This is a genomic window from Streptomyces sp. NPDC054757, assembly GCF_053612185.1.
This window is the reverse complement of sequence record NZ_JBSHBW010000016.1, coordinates 160,749-177,936: the sequence shown is the minus strand read 5'-3', so window position 1 is coordinate 177,936 and position 17,188 is coordinate 160,749. Positions and strand designations below refer to the sequence as shown.

Here is a 17,188-nt window from a genome sequence, read left to right as displayed (position 1 = left end):
GACCTGAGGAGGTCGGGCCGGCGGCTCGGGGAGCCCGGGTGCACCGGGCTCTCCTGCGCCCATCAGGTCACCCGCGGTTTCCCGACACGGTCTCGCGGGCGGCGCGGATGGTCTCCTTGAGGGAGCCCATCGTGGCGAGTACGGCGGTCGGCTCGTAACCGCAGTGCGCCATGCAGTTGGCACAGCGGTCGTCCCTGCCCCGGCCGTACTTGTCCCAGTCGGTCTTCTCGACCAGCTCCTTGTACGTGGGGACATACCCGTCGTTCATCAGATAGCAGGGACGCTGCCAGCCGAAGAGCGAGTAGTTGGGAATGGCCCACGCGGTGCAGGGGAAGTCCACCTTGCCTTCCAGGAAGTCCAGGAAGAGCGGCGAGTGGTTCAGACGCCAGCGGCGCCTGTTCCCGCCCGCGAAGGACTTCTTGAAGAGCTCCCGGGTCTGTTCGACCCCCAGGAAGTGCTCCTGGTCCGGGGCCTTCTCATAGGCGTAGGCGGGCGAGATCATCATCTCGTCCACCTCCAGGTCGTCATTGAGGTAGTTGAGCACCTCGATGATGTTCTGAGGGGTGTCGGTGTTGAAGAACGTGGAGTTGGTCGTGACGCGGAAACCGCGCCGCTTCGCCTCCTTGATGGCCTCCACGGCCTCGTCGAACACACCCTCCTTCGCCACCGACTCGTCGTGCCGCTCACGCAGCCCGTCGATGTGCACGGTGAACGCGAAGTAGGGCGACGGCGTGAACTTGTCCATCTTCTTGCGCATCAGCATCGCGTTGGTGCAGAGGAAGACATATTTCTTCTTCGCCACCAGCTGGCGCACGATCTCATGGATCTGCGGGTGCATCAGGGGCTCACCACCCGCGATGGAAACCATCGGAGCACCCGATTCAAGGACGGCCCCCACCGCCTGCGCCACCGGCATGCGCTGCTTGAGCACTCCCGCCGGATGCTGGATCTTCCCGCAGCCCTCGCAGGCGAGGTTGCACGCGAAGAGCGGCTCCAGCTCGACAATCAACGGGAACTTCTCACGCTTGCGGATCTTCTGTTCGAAGAGATACGTCCCGACCCTGATGGTCTGACGGAGCGGCATGGCCATCTAGCTCACCTCCTGGGGAGCAGCAAAGAACGGTGCCATTCATAGAAAGCTGGAAGGACGGCACGGAGTACACGGAAGGCCGATATTCCACCGCGTACCGTCCCGATTCGGACGAGTTCATGTTCTGGAGCGTCCACGACCACTCGTACGGCCGCAACCGGGCGGGGCCCGGTCCGTACGGCGCTCCAGAGCGTCGCCGCGGATTCCATGTCCACGGCGATCGCCCCTGTGGCACGCAGCTCGGCCCTTTCGTGGCCGCGTACAACATGGTCTGACCCGGTCAGCGGACCGGTGTGCACGGTACGCCCGGGCAGGGCAGCGGTGAGCGCCTTCGCGAGCACCTCGGTGCCCGCACAGGCGGTGGCTCCCCTGCTGTCCCTGGTCTCATCAGCGACGATCACATCGCCCGGATGCATCCCGGGCGCGAGACCGGCGCAGAAGCCGGACGCGATCACGGCGGTCTCCCGGGAGGGGATCTCGCCGAGCGTGCGGGTGACGGCGTACGCGGCCGCCTCGGGCCCCATGCCCGTACGGAGTACGGTCACCGGGCCCGGCGCGCCGCCGCGGCCGGCGCCCGTGCGCAGGGCGAAACGCTCGATGCCCAGCGCACACGCGATCAGCAGCGGGACGCCGCCCGGAGCCTCTGCCATCAGCTCCCCTGCCGGGTTACGGCGAAGGGCTCACCGTGGACGTACCGGCCGAGCGCGGTCAGCGGGAAGACCTGCCGGTAGAGGTTGTAGTTGATCGAGAAGTCCCAGGGGAAGCCGGTACCGGTGAAGTACGGCTCGTCCCAGGCGCCGTCCGGGCGCTGGGTCTCGGCGAGCCAGCTGACGCCCCGCTCCACGGCCTTGTTCTCCCGCTCCCCCGCCGCGAGCAGCGCGAGCAGCGCCCAGGCGGTCTGGGAGGGCGTCGAGGCGCCGTGCCCGATCCACTCCTCCTCCTTGTACGAGCGCAGGTCCTCGCCCCAGCCGCCGTCCTCGTTCTGTACGGACTCCAGCCAGGAGACCGCACGGCGGATCGCCGGATGGGAGACGGGCATCCCGGCCGCGGTGAGGGCCGGGACCACCGAGCCGGTGCCGTAGATGTAGTTGACGCCCCAGCGCCCGAACCAGGCGCCGGTCGCCTCCTGTTCGGCGAGCAGCCACTCGATGCCGCGCCGGGTGCGCGGGTCGTGTGTCTTGCCCTCGACGGCGAGCATTTCCACGACGTGGCCGGTGACGTCGGCCGACGGCGGGTCGATGACCTCGCCGAAGTCGCAGAACGGCAGCCGGTTGGGGAACGGACTGGTGTTGTCCGCGTCGAAGGCGGCCCAGCCGCCGTCCTTGGACTGCATGCCGAGGTTCCACCGCACACCGCGCGCGATGGCCCCCTCCAGCCTCGCCCGGTCCGGCATCCGGACCCTGCGCAGCGCGAGGGCGACCTCGGCCGTGTCGTCGATGTCGGGGTAGTTGTCGTTGTGGAACTCGAAGGCCCAGCCGCCGGGGGCGAGTCCCGGGCGGCGCACCGACCAGTCGCCCGGCCGGTCGATCTCCTCGGCGAGCATCCACTCGGCGGCCCTGACGAGCGCCGGGTGGTCGGGGCTGAGCCCCGCGTCGGCCAGCGCGATCGTGGCCAGACAGGTGTCCCACACCGGGGACTGACAGGCCTCGATCATGCGGGCGCCGTCCTCGTGCCAGATGGCGAACCGGTCCAGGGACTCCAGGCCCGCCCGCATGACGGGGTGGTCGATGTCGTAACCGAGCAGATGGAGCGCGATGACCGAGTACACAGCGGGCGGCTGGATGCCGCCCCAGCAGCCGTCGTTCTCCTGCCGCTCGATGATCCACCGGGCCGCCGCGTTCATGGCCACCTTGCGGAGTCTTCGCGGAGCGACCTTGTGGTACAGGTGCAGCGCCTTGTCCAGGTGCTGGAACGCTCCGTCCCAACTGACCAGCGGGGCAGGCCGCTTGGCCGGATTGGGGTCGGCCGGATCGGTGTGCAGCTCGTCCAGCGCGAAGGGGGCCGGGCGGACCGGGCGCTTCGCTGAGACGACGGTCAGCGGCACGATCGTCTGCCGGGCCCAGCAGCCGAAATCGTAGATGTTCAGCGGGAACCACTTGGGCAGGAAAATCATCTCAGGTGGTAGCTCGGGGAGGTCGTCCCATTTCCACCAGCCGAAGAGAGCGAGCCAGATCCTGGTGAACACACGGCTCGCCGCTACACCCCCGTTGGCGCGGATCCAGGCGGACGCCAGCGCCATGTGCGGGGCGTCGGGCTCGTCCCCGGCGAGCCGCAGGGCCACGTACGCCTCGATGGTCGTGGAGAGTTCACCGGGCCCCTTGAAGAAGGTGGCCCAGGTGCCGTCCGCGCGCTGCTCGCCGCGGATGAACTGTCCGGCGGCCCGGGTGGTGCGTTCGTCCTGGATGCCGAGGAACTGCCGCAGCAGCAGGTCCTCGGCATCCATGGTCACGTTTGTTTCCAGGTCGCCCTTCCACCAGCCCTGGGCGTCCTGGGCTCCCAGCAGGAATTCGACCGAGCGCCCTGCGGCCCGCTCGGCGGCTTCACGTACCGGGTGTCCGGCAAGAATCGTTTCAGTAGGTTCAATTGTTTCAGCTGTTCCGGTTGCCGAGGCTGCGCCGGGCTCCATGGCTCCGGGGCTTCCGTCGGTCGTCGCTGTCATGGCTTCCCCTTCGTGCAGTGCTTCCTCTGCTGTGCTGGGGTCTCCGTCGGCCGGTGTCCTGGAACACCGGCCGGCGACCGCGAATTATGTGGCGATGGTGATCATCTCTTCCGTACTACTACGAAGTCGGCGAGCGCGATGAGCTGCGCCCGTACCCTTTCCGGCATCTCGACCCGGTTGAGCGCGTCGATCGCGATCGCGTGCTGCCTGCGGGCCTCCTGCGAGGTCCACTCCCGGCCGCCCGCCTCCTCGATCAGAGCCGCCCGAGCGGCGAACTCCTCCTCGGAGAAGGTGTCGAAGTCACTGCTCTTGGCGTCGGCCGCGAGCAGTTCGCCCAGCCGTTCCGACGCGGGTCCGCCGGCCGCGAGTGCCGCGACGACGGGCAGGGACTTCTTGCGCTGGCGCAGGTCGCTCCAGGTCTGTTTCCCGGTGGCTTCCGGGTCGCCCCAGATACCGAGCAGGTCGTCGACGGCCTGGAACGCCAGGCCGAGGTGGTAGCCGTACGCCTCCAGCGTGTCGGCCGTGCGGTCGTCGGCGCCGCCGAGAACCGCACCGATGGAGACGGCGCAGGCGAGCAGGGCGCCCGTCTTGTTGCCCTCCATCTCCAGGCACTCCTCGACGGTGACCCGTTCGCGGTGCTCGTAGGAGATGTCCTGGGCCTGACCGTCGATCAGTTTCCGGGTGGCGGTGGTCAGCCGGCGCGTCGCACGGCCGGCCTCGGCCGTGCCGAGCTCCAGCAGGATCTCGTTGGCCAGCGCGAAGAGCGCGTCACCGACGAGGATCGCCTGGGCGGGGCCGTGCACCTTCCAGACGGTGTCCCGGTGGCGGCGCTGTTCGTCACCGTCCATCAGGTCGTCGTGCAGCAGCGAGAAGTTGTGCACGAGCTCCACCGCGACGGCGCCGGGGATCCCGGCATCGGCCGTCGCTCCGGCGGCCTCCGCCGAGATCAGGGCGAGCGCGGGGCGTACGGCCTTGCCGCCGTCCCCGTCGGCGGGGCGGCCCTCGGCGTCGATCCAGCCGAAGTGGTAGGCGGCGACCGTGTCCATGGGCGGTGCGAGCCGGTCAACAGCAGCGCGCAGCACCGGTGAGGACAGGGTCCGTCCGCGCTCCAGGAGCGCGACAGTATCGACGGTGTCTGCGGCCGGGGTCACAGGCTCTCCTCTTGTTCCAGTAACAGTGCTCATGCCGCCTCCTGAAGCGGATGGTCGTGGGTACGGCCGAGCGTGGTGAGCACGGTCCCGGCGGCGCTGAGACCGCTGCGCACCGCGCCCTCCATGGTCGCGGGCCAGCCAGTGGCGGTCCACGCCCCGGCCAGGTACAGGCCGGGGATCCTGGTGCGGGTGCCGGGACGCAGCCGTCCGACACCGGGGGCGGGCGCGAAGGTCGCGGTCCGCTCCCGGGTGACGAAGAAGTCCCGCACCCCGGCGCCGCGCGCCGCGGGCAGCAGCCTTTCCAGCTCCGGGAGATAGCGCTCTCTGAGCACGGAGACCGGCTGGTCGATGTCGTCGTCGGCGACCGACTGGGAGAGCGCCAGGTACTGCCCGCCGCCCTGGAGTCCCGAGGAGTCCGTACGGTCGAAGACCCACTGGACGGGGGTGCCGAGCGCGGCGAAGAAGGGGCGGCGGAGCACTTTGCGGTCGTACACGACATGGACGTTGAGGATCGGCGACGTACCGATCCCAAGCAGTCTCTCCGGTGCGTCGAGCGCCCCTTCGGGGAGCAGCGCGTGGGCCTCGCGGTGCGGTACGGCGAGTACCACGGCGTCGGCCTCCAGCGTCTCTCCGTCCGTCTCGACCCGCCAGCCGCCGTCCGCTTCGCGGGTGATCCCGGCGACTCTGGCGCGCAGCCGGGTGCGCACGCCCGCCGCGTCGAGTGCCTCGCGGGCGAGCCTGTCGTGCAGTTCGCCGAGCGGGACCCGGGCCCAGCCGATGTCGGCGGCGCCCGCTTCGGAGAGCAGCCCGGTCTTGAAGACCATCGCGGCGAGAGCCAGCGAGGCGTTCGGCGCGGTGGCGTTGAGCGTCGCGACACCCACCAGGTCCCAGAGCGCCTCGATGGTGCGGCCCGACTGCCCGTGCAGCCGCAGCCAGCTCCCGAAGTCGGTGTCGTCCAGGGCGGGATCGGCGAGATCGAGCCCCTTGAGCGCGAGCGCGGCGCGCCCGACGCTCGCCCGCTCGGCGAGCGAGAGGTGCGGATAGGTCGCGAGGCTCCTGGCGAGGTGCAGCGGCACGGGCAGCCCGCTGCGGCGCAGCCTGCCGAGGCGCGGCCCGCCCGCGGGCGCGATGTCGAGCACCGGCACGTCGAGCCGGTCCTGCAACGGGGCGAGGGCGGCGCCGCCGACCCGGTCGAGGAACCAGCGGTACGCGGTGCAGCAGCGGAGGTACACATGCTGGCCGTTGTCCACGGTCAGTGCGCCGCGCTGGAAGGAGAAGGCGAGACCTCCCAGCCGCGGGCGGCCTTCGAGCAGCGTCACGTGTACGCCCGCGTCGGCGAGTTCGAGTGCGGCGGTGGTGCCGGCCAGTCCTCCGCCGACCACGACGGCACGCGCCTGCCGCGCAGCGTCGGCTGTCATACGTCCCCCTCCCCGCCCCGGCCGTCCGGGTGCGGAGGGCAGGTCGTCGGATTCAGGGACGCGTGATCTTCCCGGGAGGTTGAGTGCCGCTCGGCCGCCTGTGACGGAGCGGGTCTGTCGAGGGGCATCAGGTGCGCCTCCGGGCGCTCTGACGTGTGATGTTGCGGGTGTCGAGACCGGAGAGACCACGGACCGCGACATACGCCTTCTCCCGGCCGGGCAGCGAGACACGGCCGCGCAGGACCGCCTCGGGGTCGCGCTCGATCCGGTCCAGAAGGCGCCGGTAGATGCCCGCCATCGCGGCGACGCAGGCCCCGCTGCGGCGGTCGAGGAAGGGCAGCAGCCGGTATCCCTTGGCGAACAGGGCGCGGGCGCGGCGGACCTCGTAGTGCACCAGGCCCGCGAAGTCGGATCCGGCGGGCGGCGTCGCGCTGTGAAACCCTTCCGAGCAGCCGAACTTGGCGAGGTCTTCGGCGGGCAGATAGGTGCGGCCGTTGCCCGCGTCCTCCCGGACGTCCCGCAGGATGTTGGTGAGCTGCAGCGCGAGGCCGAGCGTGTCGGCGTACTGCGAGGCCCGGCCGGCCGCGGCCGTGCTCGCCGCGTTGCCGAAGATGCCGAGCGAGAGCCGCCCGATGGCGCCCGCGACGCAACGGCAGTAGACCTCCAGGTCGTCCCAGGTCTCATAGGTCTCGCCGCGTACGTCCATCAGTACGCCGTCGATGAGTTCGTCGAGTCCGCCGAGCGGGATCGGGAACCGGCGTGCCGCGTCGGTCAGGGCCACCGCGACCGGGTCGGTGTCGTCCTCGTCGACGGCTCCTGCACGGATCCGCCCCAGGAGTTCACGGGTCGACTCCAGCCGCTCCCGCTTGACGTCGGGTGCCAGCTCCCCGTCGCCGATGTCGTCCACGCGCCGCGAGAAGGCGTACAGCGCGGACATGGCCTGCCGCTTGTCGGCGGGCAGCAGCCTGATGCCGTACGCGAAATTCCGCGCCTGCTGTCCTGTGACGGCCTCGCAGTACGTGTACGCGGCCATCACGGGCCCCGAAACCGGTGTCTGTCCCTCCACGGTCCGGCTCACCCCTCTCTACGCGTTCCTCGCAAGACGGCTCCCATTTCGCGCAACAGGCCGAGCTTGGTGGGCTTGGGCGGTCCGGGAAGCACGTCGAATCCGGCAGCGGAGACCGCGTGGAGAGCGGCACTTCCGCCGGCCACGAACCCGGCGAGCAGCAGCTTGAGCCTGCCATGGACGCTACCCACCAGCGGGGCGCCTTCATCCAGCAGTTCCCTGGCGCGCTCGGCTTCGTAGGCGATGAGCGCACGCACCGAGGCGCCGGCGCTCGGGACGGCCAGATCCGCCTCCTGGACGTGAAACTCCTTCATGTCCCGGGCGGGAAGGTAGATACGGTCGCGGCCGAGGTCCTCGGCGACGTCCTGGAGGTGCTCGGCGATCTGCAGTGCCGTGCAGACGGCGTCGGAGCGCCGGATGCGCTCGGGGCTCGCCGTGCCCGTGATCTGCAGGACGAGACGGCCGACCGGATTGGCCGAGAGCTCGCAGTAGGCGAGCAGGTCCTCGTAGGTCTCGTAGCGCCGGACCGTCTGGTCCTGGCGGTTGGCCGCGATCAGCCCGAGGAAGGGCTCGGGGGTGAGGGCGCAGCGGCGGACGGTCGGCCGGAGCGTGCGGAGGATGGGGTGGCGCGGCTGCTCGCCCGGTCCGGCGAAGACCCGCCGGAGGTCAGCCTCGAACGCGTCGAGCAGCGCGAGGCGGTCGTCGGAGCGTACGGGGTCGAGACCCAGGAGCCGGGCCTCGGTCGCCGGCGACGCGAGGTCTCCGTCGCCGATGTCGTCGACGAGCCGGGCGAAGCCGTAGACCGCCATCAGGTCGTCGCGCCAGGCGCGCGGCAGGAAGAACGGTGCTACCGGGAAGTTCTCTCCGGAAGCCTTGTCCAGCGTGGTGCGAGCATGGCTGTCGGTGCCCGCGTCCCGAGCGCCCGTCACCGCATGCTGCCAGGCGCGGGAACGGCGGAACCATCGCGGAGCTGGGACACGTCCGTTGCCATTGCCGTCACATCTCCCGTTCTACACTGCTGACTCAATACAACCCATTTCGGACACGCCGCGCAGACCGTCAGGCAAGGCGACGCCGGGTTGGCGACGCAGGGTTGTGGCCCCGCTTGCCGTGAATCAGCACCGGTACAGCTTACGTTGTACAACGACTGGCACGTCAGCGGGGTGCAGCGCGCATTACAAGAACACTTCAATCCGCCGCAACCTTCCCCGCAGGCACAGTACTTGACGATCACTTGACTCGCCGGAAGCTCTGTACGGCGGTCCGGCGATGGCCTGAACACCTCGCTCCTACCGGCGTGTCGGGGTGTTGCCGAGGGGCGGGCGACACCATGCGAGCGGCCCCCGCCGGAGATTCCGGGCGGGGGCCGCTCGTGCAGCGGAGGGTTCGGACTCGGCCGTTACCTGCCGGTGCCCTTCACTTGCCGGCCTTCTTCACTTGCCGGTCTCCTTCTCGTACGCCTTGACGACCTCTTCGGTCGGGCCGTCCATCAGCAGTTCGCCCTTCTCCAGCCAGAGCACGCGGTCGCAGGTGTCCCTGATCGACTTGTTGCTGTGGCTGACGAGGAAGACCGTGCCGGCCTCCTTGCGCAGCTCGCGGATGCGCTCCTCGGAACGGATCTGGAACTTGCGGTCACCGGTGGCCAGCGCCTCGTCGATCATCAGGACATCGTGGTTCTTGGCCGCCGCGATGGAGAACCTCAGCCTCGCCGCCATACCGGACGAGTACGTCCGCATCGGCAGCGTGATGAAGTCGCCCTTCTCGTTGATGCCGGAGAAGTCGACGATGCCCTGGTACCGCTCGCGGATCTCCTCGCGCGACATCCCCATGGCCAGACCGCCGAGAATGACATTGCGCTCGCCGGTCAGGTCGTTCATCAGCGCGGCGTTGACACCCAGCAGGGACGGCTGGCCATCGGTGTAGACCTTGCCGCTCTCCGTCGGGAGCAGTCCGGCGATGGCCCGCAGCAGGGTCGACTTGCCCGAACCGTTGGAGCCGATGAGGCCGATGGCCTCGCCGCGGTAGGCCGTGAAGGTCACTCCGCGTACGGCGTGCACCTTGCGGACACCGCGGGCCGCGCTGCGGTCCTTGCCGACGATCCGGCTGAGCGCCGCGGTGGCCGCGCCCTTGCCGCCGCCACCGGCGTTGACGCGGTACACGATGTGCACGTCGTCCGCGATGACCGTGGGGATGCGCGCTTGAATGGTTTCCTCAGCCACGGCCGTACCGCTCCTCAGCCTTCCAGAAGTACACGAAGCCCACGAGGCCCAGCAGCACCGCCCAGGCGGCCGCGGCCGCCCAGACGTGCGGGGGCAGGTTCTCGGAGCCGTAGCCGTCGATCATGGCGAACCGGACCAGGTCCATGTAGACGGTGGCCGGATTCCACTGGAGGACATGGGCGATCCACGGCGGCTTGCCCCTGAGCATGACCGTGATGGAGAACATCACGCCCGATGTGTACATCCAGGTACGCATGATGAACGGCATCAGCTGGGCGAGGTCCGGCGTCTTGCTCCCGAGCCTGGCCATGATCAGCGCGAGACCCGTGTTGAACACGAACTGCATCGCGAGGATGGGGATGACCAGGAGCCAGGACAGCGAGGGATAGCTGTGGAAGCAGACCGCGATCACGACCAGCACGATCATCGAGTACAGCAGCTGCTGGAGCTGCTGCAGCGCGAAGGACACGGGCAGCGAGGCCCGCGGGAAGTGCAGCGCCCGCACCAGGCCGAGGTTGCCCGAGATCGCCCGGACACCGGCCATCACCGAGCTCTGCGTGAAGGTGAAGACGAAGACGCCGGTCACCAGGAAGGGGATGAAGACGTCGTGCGGCAGCCCCCTCTTGGTGTTGAGGAGCAGGCCGAAGATGAAGTAGTAGACGGCCGCGTTGAGCAGCGGGGTCGCCACCTGCCACACCTGGCCCAGCTTGGCCTGGCTGTACTGGGCTGACAGCTTCGCGGAAGAGAAGGCCAGGATGAAGTGGCGCCGTCCCCAGATCTGCCGGACGTACTCCATGAGTCCGGGCCGGGCACCGCTCACCGACAGGCCGTACTTCCCGGCCAGCTCGGCCGAGGACAGACCGTCGTCGGGAGACGGGCGGTCGCTCAGCGCGACCGCACCGTCATGGGTTGTGTCACTCACAAGTTGAAACTTTCGTGTTCAAGATGCGCTGCCGGATCGGGACCGGCTCGGATGCCGGGTCCCGAAGTACGTCCGATGCTCTCGGAGAGCTTCCTCCCAGAGAGCTTCTCAGATCACGGGAGGCCGGCCCAGTCGGGTCAGCCGCCAGACCGTACGCCATTTCATCGGTCGGCGTGGTCCGCAGGGTGTCGTCCAGCCCTCCCGGAAGCCGCCGAACCACGCCTTGAGCGCGGCCCCCGAGGGGCGGCGGACCAGCGTGAGCAGCATCCACACCCCCAGGTAGACCGGCACCAGCGGTGCGGGGAGATTCCGGCGGGCCAGCCAGACCCGGTTACGGGCCACCATCCGGTGGTAGACCGCGTGCCGGGACGGGGCCGTGGTGGGGTGGTGCAGCACCATGTCGGACCGGTAGTCGATCATCCAGCCGGCGTCGAGCGCCCGCCACGCCAGGTCGGTCTCCTCGTGCGCGTAGAAGAACTCGCCGGGGAGCGGTCCCGCGTCGGCGATGACCCTGGACCGTACGGCGTTGGCCCCGCCGAGGAAGGTCGTGACCCGCGAGGAGTGCATGGGGTCGGACGCACGCAGCCGCGGGACGTGGCGGCGCTGGGTGACCCCGGTGTCGGGGTCGGCGATCCGGAAGCTGATGATGCCCAGCTCGGGGTCGGCGGCGAAGGCCGCGCGGCACAGCTCTGCGGTGTCGGTGCGGGGCAGCAGACCGTCGTCGTCGAGGAAGAGCAGGATGTCGACGTCGGAGCCGGCCGGGCCGAATGCCTCGATGCCGACGTTGCGGCCGCCGGGGATGCCCAGGTTCTCGGGCAGCTCCACCGTCCGTACGCCGTCGGGGACGTCCGGGACGGGCGCGCCGTTGCCGACCACGACCACCTCGACCGGCTCGCCGTCCTGTTTCGCGACGGAGTCGAGCAGGTCGCGCAGCTCGTCGGGGCGGTTGCCCATCGTGATGATGACCGCGCCGACCTTCGCGGGGCCGCCCGCGCCGGGGGCCGTCACTTGAGCCTGCTCGAAGCGAGGATGGACACGAGGTGGAGCAGGGACTGCAGGAGCGCGATACCGGCCAGCACGGCGACGCCGAGCCGGGAGAAGAACAGGTCGCCCCTGATCTGGTCGACGATCGCCAGGACCAGGATCAGCAGGGACGCCTCGATCCCGAGGACGAGCCGGTGGAACTTGAGCGCCCCGGCGGCCCGGCGGGCCAGCGCCATACCGGAGGAGCGCGGCTCGGACGCGGTCTCCTTGACGGGCGGCAGCCCCTGCTGGTGGCGGGCGACGCCGACGAGGTCGGTCTCGGACTTGATCAGGACGGCGCCGAGTGCGGCCAGCGTCCCGAGGAAGGCCCACAGCCAGTCGATCCGGCCGGTGCCCCAGAGGTCCGCCGCGCGCAGCCCGAAGCCGACGAGGACCGCGGCGTCGCAGACGTAGGCGGCAACCCGGTCCACGTAGACGCCGACCATCGAGTACTGCTTCTTCCAGCGGGCGACCTCGCCGTCGACGCAGTCGATGAGCAGGTAGAGCTGGACCATCACCACACCGAGCACGGCGCCCCAGACGCCCGGCACCAGGAGGGCCGGGGCGGCGAGGGCCGCGGCGACCGTCATCACATAGGTCAGCTGGTTGGGCGTGATCCGCGTGTTCACCAGGTGCCGGTCCACGCGCAGCGAGACCTCGCGCATGTAGAGCCGGCCGCCCCAGTGCTCGCCGCTCCGCCGGTCCTTGACCCCCGGGGGGTGAACGACCGGGCGGAGTTCAGCTACCGATGGTTTTTGCATAGTCGGCGTAAGCGTCCTTGATCTGGTCTGCGGACAGGTTGAGGTGTTCGAGGATGGTGAAGCGCCCGGGGCGGGTCTGCGGGGCGTACTGGACGGCCTGGACGAACTCGTCCACGCTGAAGCCCAGCTCGCCGGGGAGTACGGGCAGCCCGTGCCGGCGCAGCACATCGGCGAAGAGCGCGGACTCGTCGGCCGCCCCCCGCAGATGCATCGCGAAGGCCGCACCGAGCCCGACCTGCTCCCCGTGGCTGCCGGCCCGCCGGGGGAAGAGCAGGTCGAAGGCGTGGCAGATCTCGTGGCAGGCGCCGGACGAGGGCCTGGTGTCGCCGCTGATCGAGATCGCGATGCCGGAGAGTACGAGCCCCTCGGCGAGCACCATCAGGAACTCGTCGTCGCCGACCCCGCCGGGGTGGCGCAGGACCGCCTCGCCCGCGGTGCGGGCCATGGCCGCGGCGAGCCCGTCGACCGCTTCGCCGTTGACCTTGTGGGACAGCTCCCAGTCGGCGATGGCGGAGATGTTGGAGATCGCGTCGCCGACGCCGGAGCGGATGAAGCGCGGCGGGGCGTCCCGGATCACATCGAGGTCGACGACGATCGCGATGGGGGTCGGGACGCCGTACGAGCCGCGCCCGTTGTCGTTGTCCAGGGTGGACACCGGCGAGCAGATGCCGTCGTGCGAGAGGTTCGTCGCGACGGCGACCATCGGGAGGCCCACCCGGGCCGCCGCGTACTTGGTCACGTCGATGATCTTGCCGCCGCCGAGACCGACGACCGCGTCGTACCGCTTGCCCTTGATGCCGTCCGCCAGCCGCACCGCGGAGTCGATGGTGCCGTCGGCGACGGAGTACCAGTCGGCGCCGGGCAGCACCGGGGCGAGCTTCTCCCGCAGCGCCTGGCCCGAACCGGCGCTGACGGCCAGGGCGAGCTTGCCGGAGGCCGAGATCCGCTGGTCGGCGAGGAGCCCCGCCAGGTCGTCGAGGGCGCCACTGCTGATGTCGACGACGACAGGGGACGGGATGAGCCTCGTCAGTACTGGCACGCGATGCCACGGCCCTTCGCGAGGTCGTCGTGGTTGTCGATCTCCACCCAGGCGACGTCCCCTATGGGCGCCACGTCGATACGGAAGCCGCGGTTCACCAGCTCCTGGTAGCCGTCCTCGTAGTAGAGGTCCGGGTCGCGCTCGAAGGTGACCTTGAGCGCGTCCGCGAGCTCCTCGGCCGCCTCGGGCTCGATGAGGGTGACTCCGATGTACTCACCGGTCGCCGTCGCGGGGTCCATCAGCTTGGTGATCCGGGCCACCGCGCCGGTCTCGTCCGTGATCACCTTCATCTCCTCGTCGGCGAGGTGCTTCACCGCGTCGAGGGCGAGGACGATCCGCCGGCCGTCGCCCCGTGCGGCGAGGAGCGTCTTCTCCACGGAGACCGGGTGCACGGTGTCGCCGTTGGCGAGGATCACACCCTGCTTGAGCACCTCACGGGCGCACCAGAGGGAGTAGGCGTTGTTCCACTCCTCGGCCTTGTCGTTGTCGATGAGCGTGATGGTGACGCCGTACTTGGCCTCGAACTCCGCGCGGCGTGCGTACACCGCCTCCTTGCGGTAGCCGACCACGACCGCGACCTCGGTGAGCCCGACCTCGGCGAAGTTGCTGAGCGCGATGTCGAGAACGGTGGTCGGCTCGCCCTCCCCCTCGGGGCCGACGGGCACGAGGGCCTTGGGCAGCGTGTCGGTGTAGGGACGCAGACGCCTGCCTGCGCCGGCCGCCAGTACGAGGCCGATCATGCGGGTTCTCCTTCGTCATGTACAGCGGGTGCGCCGGAGGACACCCAGAAGCGGATGCTCTCCGCGAGCACCACGACCGCCACGGCCACGGCGCACACGGTGAGCGCGACGGCGAAGCTGTCCCCGGTGGTGTGGCGTGTCGTCAGTACGGCGGCGAGCACCGCCACCACCAGGGTCCGGCCGTCGTGGCCGCCGATCGTGCGCACCAGCCAACGGGGCGGCGCGCCGGTGCCGCCCTTGATGCGGTACACCGTGTCGTAGTGATGGTAGGCGACGGCCGCCACCAGACCGAAGGCCGCGGGCAGCGCCTCGTGGACGCCGGAGCGGGCCGCGAGCACGAGGATCGTGACGTATTCGGCCGCCCGGAAGACCGGGGGCACCAGCCAGTCCAGCGCGCCCTTGAGCGGGCGCGAGACGGCCGTCCCGGAGAGTACGCAGTACACGGCGGCGGCCACGGCCGGCCACCAGCTGCCGACCGGCGCGAAGAGCGAGACGCCCACCACGAGCGCACCCCCCACGCACGCGATCACCGGCAGGGCACCGCGCGGCCCCTTGAGGAACCGGGCGAAGAGCTGGGCGAGCGGGCCCGAGTCGGCGAGGTCGGCCAGTGCCTGGGCGGCGCGGTCGGTGCGGGTGGCCCGGCGGGTCAGCGAGCGCAGGATCCGGCCGGCCGTGGTGTAGCAGGCGGCCAGGGCGCAGCCGATGAGCAGCGCGTAGAAGACGATGCGGGGGGTGGTCACCGCGGTGAGCACGGCGATCATCGCCCAGCGTTCACCGATCGGGAGCACGATCATGCGGCGCACCCAGACCGTCCAGCCGACGCTGTCGAGCTTGTCGGAGAGGGCGGCGGTGGGGCTGGTGTTGGCGGTCGCGTCGTGGTTGGCCTCGTTGAAGGAGAAGTCCACGACATGGCGGCAGGTCTGGAGGACCATCGCGCCGAGCGCCAGCGCCCAGATGTCGTCCCCGTTGCGGGCCGCGCCCAGCGCGAGTCCCGCGTAGTAGGCGTACTCCTTGGCGCGGTCGAAGGTGGCGTCGAGCCAGGCGCCGAGCGTCGAGTACTGGAGCGAGTACCGGGCGAGCTGGCCGTCCGTGCAGTCCAGCACGAAGGAGCAGATCAGCAGGATACCGGCGGCGATGTAACCGCCGCGGGTGCCGGTGGCGGCGCAGGCCGCCGCTATGAGCGCGGTGATCAGCGAGGCGGTGGTGACCTGGTTCGGGGTCAGCCCGCGGCGGGCGCACCAGCGGGCGATGTACCGCGAGTAGGGGCTGATGCAGTACGTCGTGAAGAAGCCGTCCCGGGACTTCACCGCCGTACGCAGCCGTACGGCCTCGTCGTCCACGGCGGCGACGGCGGCCCTGGCCTCGTGGCGGCTCTGCGGGTCCTGCGGGACCGAGGCGACCAGGGACCCCAGCTCGGGCCGCTGTACCGGGGTTCCGGCGGTGTCCAGTGCCGCGGCCAGGGTGTCGGGGCCCGGCCGGGTGCTCGCCAGTACGCGGTTGAGCGCGGGCCGGGCCTGCGGCTGGACGGTGAGCGCCCCGGGGACGGCGGCCGCGGCGAAGCGCGGGTCGGTCAGGGCCAGGCGGAGCGAGTGGAGGTGGCCGACGAAGCGGGTGTCGACGACCGCGACGCGCTCGTCGGCGGGTGCGGCGGCGAGCAGCTTCGCTGTCTCTGCCGCGTCGGCTGCGGTGCGTACGTCGAAGCCCAGCGACCGCAGATCGCCCTCCAGCGACGATCCGGGTACCGGCACACCGGCGAGGATGGCGGTCGACAGACGAACTCACTCCTTGGAGCTGGCGTGGCACACGCGGAGACGGCCCGCTCCCGGCAGGGGCGGGCGGCATGTCGGCAGAGGCTATCGGATGGACGGAAGCAGGAGTTCACGGCCCGTTTACGTCCCGATTAGGCCCCGGTCCCGGTGGGCACGGCCCCGGGCCGCCTGCCGCGGTCATCATGATCGATCCATGCCCCGCCCCACAAACCGCGCCCCCCCTGGCCGTCCGGCAGAGACGGCGCCGGGGCGGCCGGCCGGGGTCTATAGGGTGGCCGGTATGACGTGGCTGATCACAGGTGGTGCGGGGTACATCGGGGCGCATGTGGCGCGGGCGATGGTGGCGGCCGGTGAGCGGGTGGTCGTCCTGGACGACCTGTCGAGCGGGCTCGCCGAGCGGCTTCCGGACGGGGTCCGGCTGGTGCGTGGCTCGGTCCTCGACCGGGGGCTCCTGGACGCGACCCTCACCGCCGACGGGATCTCCGGTGTGGTGCATCTCGCGGGCAGGAAGCAGGTCGGGGAGTCCGTCGAGCACCCGCTGAGCTACTACCGGGAGAACGTGCACGGTCTGACCGTGGTGCTTGAGGCCGCGGTCGCGGCCGGGGTGCGACGCTTCCTGTTCTCGTCGTCGGCCGCCGTCTACGGCGTTCCCGGCACGGAGCTGATCACCGAGTCGACGCCCTGTGCGCCGATCAATCCGTACGGGGAGACGAAGCTGGCCGGCGAGTGGCTGGTCCGGGCGGCGGGCCGGGCGCACGGCATCTCGACGGCCTGCCTGCGCTACTTCAACGTGGCCGGTGCGGCGGCGCCCGCGCTGGCCGACATCGGGGTGCACAACGTCATCCCGATGTTCTTCGACCGGCTGACCCGCGGGGAGCAGCCGCGGATCTTCGGTGACGACTACGCCACCCCCGACGGCACCTGTATCCGTGACTACATCCATGTCGCCGATCTCGCCGACGCTCATCTCGCGGTGGCCGCCAGGCTGGACGCCGACGGCGGCGCGGGGGACCTGACGCTCAATGTCGGGCGCGGGGTGGGCGTATCGGTGCGGGAGCTGGCCGACCTCGTCGCCTCGGTCACCGGGATGCCGATGTCGCCGGTGGTCGAGGAGCGCCGCCCCGGTGACGCGGCCACGGCCGTGGCATCGGGTGAACTGATCCACCGGGAGCTCGGCTGGACGGCGGGGCGCGGGGTGCGCGAGATGGTCGAGTCGGCGTGGGACGGCTGGTGCCTGCGACACCCCGAGGCCGCAGCGCCAGAAGACGCCGCAACACCCCGACGCACGCCGTAAATGATCTCGTGTCCTGCTCCAACCTGCCATGATTTCC

15 protein-coding genes are annotated in these 17,188 nt (G+C 70.3%); 1 reads left to right on the top strand and 14 read right to left on the bottom strand.

The window, feature by feature from the left end; translation table 11 throughout:
* Window positions 1-67: 67 nt before the first annotated feature.
* From hpnH to ACWGKJ_RS20335, 14 genes are all read right to left on the bottom strand, one after another.
* A complete protein-coding gene (gene hpnH, locus ACWGKJ_RS20400) occupies window positions 68-1,090 on the bottom strand; it encodes an adenosyl-hopene transferase HpnH (protein WP_385026171.1) in 1,023 nt (340 codons plus the stop codon).
* 5 nt (window positions 1,091-1,095) lie between these two features.
* Entirely contained in the window at window positions 1,096-1,740 is a 645-nt protein-coding gene (locus ACWGKJ_RS20395; protein ID WP_385026174.1) for a phosphorylase family protein, read from the bottom strand.
* Window positions 1,740-3,749, bottom strand: coding sequence for a squalene--hopene cyclase (gene shc / locus ACWGKJ_RS20390; RefSeq protein WP_385026177.1), 2,010 nt, complete (start codon window positions 3,747-3,749; stop codon window positions 1,740-1,742). Before shc ends, ACWGKJ_RS20395 begins: the two co-directional genes overlap by 1 nt.
* A 101-nt stretch (window positions 3,750-3,850) precedes the next feature.
* Window positions 3,851-4,933: a polyprenyl synthetase family protein gene (locus ACWGKJ_RS20385; protein WP_385026180.1), complete on the bottom strand. Its 1,083-nt coding sequence runs from the start codon at window positions 4,931-4,933 to the stop codon at window positions 3,851-3,853.
* Window positions 4,930-6,318, bottom strand: a complete 1,389-nt coding sequence (gene hpnE, locus ACWGKJ_RS20380) for a hydroxysqualene dehydroxylase HpnE (protein WP_385026183.1) — start codon at window positions 6,316-6,318, stop codon at window positions 4,930-4,932. The genes ACWGKJ_RS20385 and hpnE overlap by 4 nt, the downstream gene beginning before the upstream one ends.
* A gap of 127 nt (window positions 6,319-6,445) precedes the next feature.
* Window positions 6,446-7,396 (bottom strand): presqualene diphosphate synthase HpnD, encoded by a 951-nt coding sequence (gene hpnD / locus ACWGKJ_RS20375; RefSeq protein WP_385026186.1) that lies wholly within the window; start codon window positions 7,394-7,396, stop codon window positions 6,446-6,448.
* Window positions 7,393-8,313, bottom strand: a complete 921-nt coding sequence (gene hpnC / locus ACWGKJ_RS20370) for a squalene synthase HpnC (protein ID WP_385026189.1) — start codon at window positions 8,311-8,313, stop codon at window positions 7,393-7,395. Before hpnC ends, hpnD begins: the two co-directional genes overlap by 4 nt.
* A 504-nt stretch (window positions 8,314-8,817) precedes the next feature.
* On the bottom strand, window positions 8,818-9,603 hold the full coding sequence (locus ACWGKJ_RS20365) for an ABC transporter ATP-binding protein (RefSeq protein WP_385026192.1): 786 nt from the start codon (window positions 9,601-9,603) through the stop codon (window positions 8,818-8,820).
* Window positions 9,596-10,525, bottom strand: coding sequence for an ABC transporter permease (locus ACWGKJ_RS20360; protein ID WP_385026195.1), 930 nt, complete (start codon window positions 10,523-10,525; stop codon window positions 9,596-9,598). The genes ACWGKJ_RS20365 and ACWGKJ_RS20360 overlap by 8 nt, the downstream gene beginning before the upstream one ends.
* A 108-nt stretch (window positions 10,526-10,633) precedes the next feature.
* Window positions 10,634-11,479: a glycosyltransferase family 2 protein gene (locus ACWGKJ_RS20355; RefSeq protein WP_385026282.1), complete on the bottom strand. Its 846-nt coding sequence runs from the start codon at window positions 11,477-11,479 to the stop codon at window positions 10,634-10,636.
* Between the two features lie 50 nt (window positions 11,480-11,529).
* Window positions 11,530-12,309: a CDP-alcohol phosphatidyltransferase family protein gene (locus ACWGKJ_RS20350; RefSeq protein ID WP_385026198.1), complete on the bottom strand. Its 780-nt coding sequence runs from the start codon at window positions 12,307-12,309 to the stop codon at window positions 11,530-11,532.
* A complete protein-coding gene (locus ACWGKJ_RS20345) occupies window positions 12,287-13,348 on the bottom strand; it encodes an iron-containing alcohol dehydrogenase family protein (protein ID WP_385026201.1) in 1,062 nt (353 codons plus the stop codon). Before ACWGKJ_RS20345 ends, ACWGKJ_RS20350 begins: the two co-directional genes overlap by 23 nt.
* The gene (locus ACWGKJ_RS20340; RefSeq protein ID WP_385026204.1) at window positions 13,336-14,088 is read right to left on the bottom strand and encodes a phosphocholine cytidylyltransferase family protein; all 753 of its coding nucleotides are present in this window, start codon (window positions 14,086-14,088) and stop codon (window positions 13,336-13,338) included. Before ACWGKJ_RS20340 ends, ACWGKJ_RS20345 begins: the two co-directional genes overlap by 13 nt.
* A complete protein-coding gene (locus tag ACWGKJ_RS20335; protein ID WP_385026285.1) occupies window positions 14,085-15,860 on the bottom strand; it encodes a DUF5941 domain-containing protein in 1,776 nt (591 codons plus the stop codon). The genes ACWGKJ_RS20340 and ACWGKJ_RS20335 overlap by 4 nt, the downstream gene beginning before the upstream one ends.
* 277 nt (window positions 15,861-16,137) lie before the next feature.
* Here ACWGKJ_RS20335 and galE point away from each other — a divergent pair, with 277 nt between their 5' ends.
* A complete protein-coding gene (gene galE / locus ACWGKJ_RS20330) occupies window positions 16,138-17,151 on the top strand; it encodes a UDP-glucose 4-epimerase GalE (protein WP_385026207.1) in 1,014 nt (337 codons plus the stop codon).
* Window positions 17,152-17,188 lie beyond the last annotated feature (37 nt).

Excerpts from the sequence above, each read along its gene's own strand:
- ACWGKJ_RS20340 (WP_385026204.1), bottom strand. The coding sequence starts at position 14,088 with ATGATCGGCCTCGTACTGGCGGCCGGCGCAGGCAGGCGTCTGCGTCCC.
- galE (WP_385026207.1), top strand. The coding sequence starts at position 16,138 with ATGACGTGGCTGATCACAGGTGGTGCGGGGTACATCGGGGCGCATGTG.
- shc (WP_385026177.1), bottom strand. The coding sequence starts at position 3,749 with ATGACAGCGACGACCGACGGAAGCCCCGGAGCCATGGAGCCCGGCGCA.
- hpnH (WP_385026171.1), bottom strand. The coding sequence starts at position 1,090 with ATGGCCATGCCGCTCCGTCAGACCATCAGGGTCGGGACGTATCTCTTC.
- ACWGKJ_RS20355 (WP_385026282.1), bottom strand. The coding sequence starts at position 11,479 with ATGGGCAACCGCCCCGACGAGCTGCGCGACCTGCTCGACTCCGTCGCG.
- ACWGKJ_RS20385 (WP_385026180.1), bottom strand. The coding sequence starts at position 4,933 with ATGAGCACTGTTACTGGAACAAGAGGAGAGCCTGTGACCCCGGCCGCA.
- ACWGKJ_RS20395 (WP_385026174.1), bottom strand. The coding sequence starts at position 1,740 with ATGGCAGAGGCTCCGGGCGGCGTCCCGCTGCTGATCGCGTGTGCGCTG.
- ACWGKJ_RS20350 (WP_385026198.1), bottom strand. The coding sequence starts at position 12,309 with ATGCAAAAACCATCGGTAGCTGAACTCCGCCCGGTCGTTCACCCCCCG.
- hpnE (WP_385026183.1), bottom strand. The coding sequence starts at position 6,318 with ATGACAGCCGACGCTGCGCGGCAGGCGCGTGCCGTCGTGGTCGGCGGA.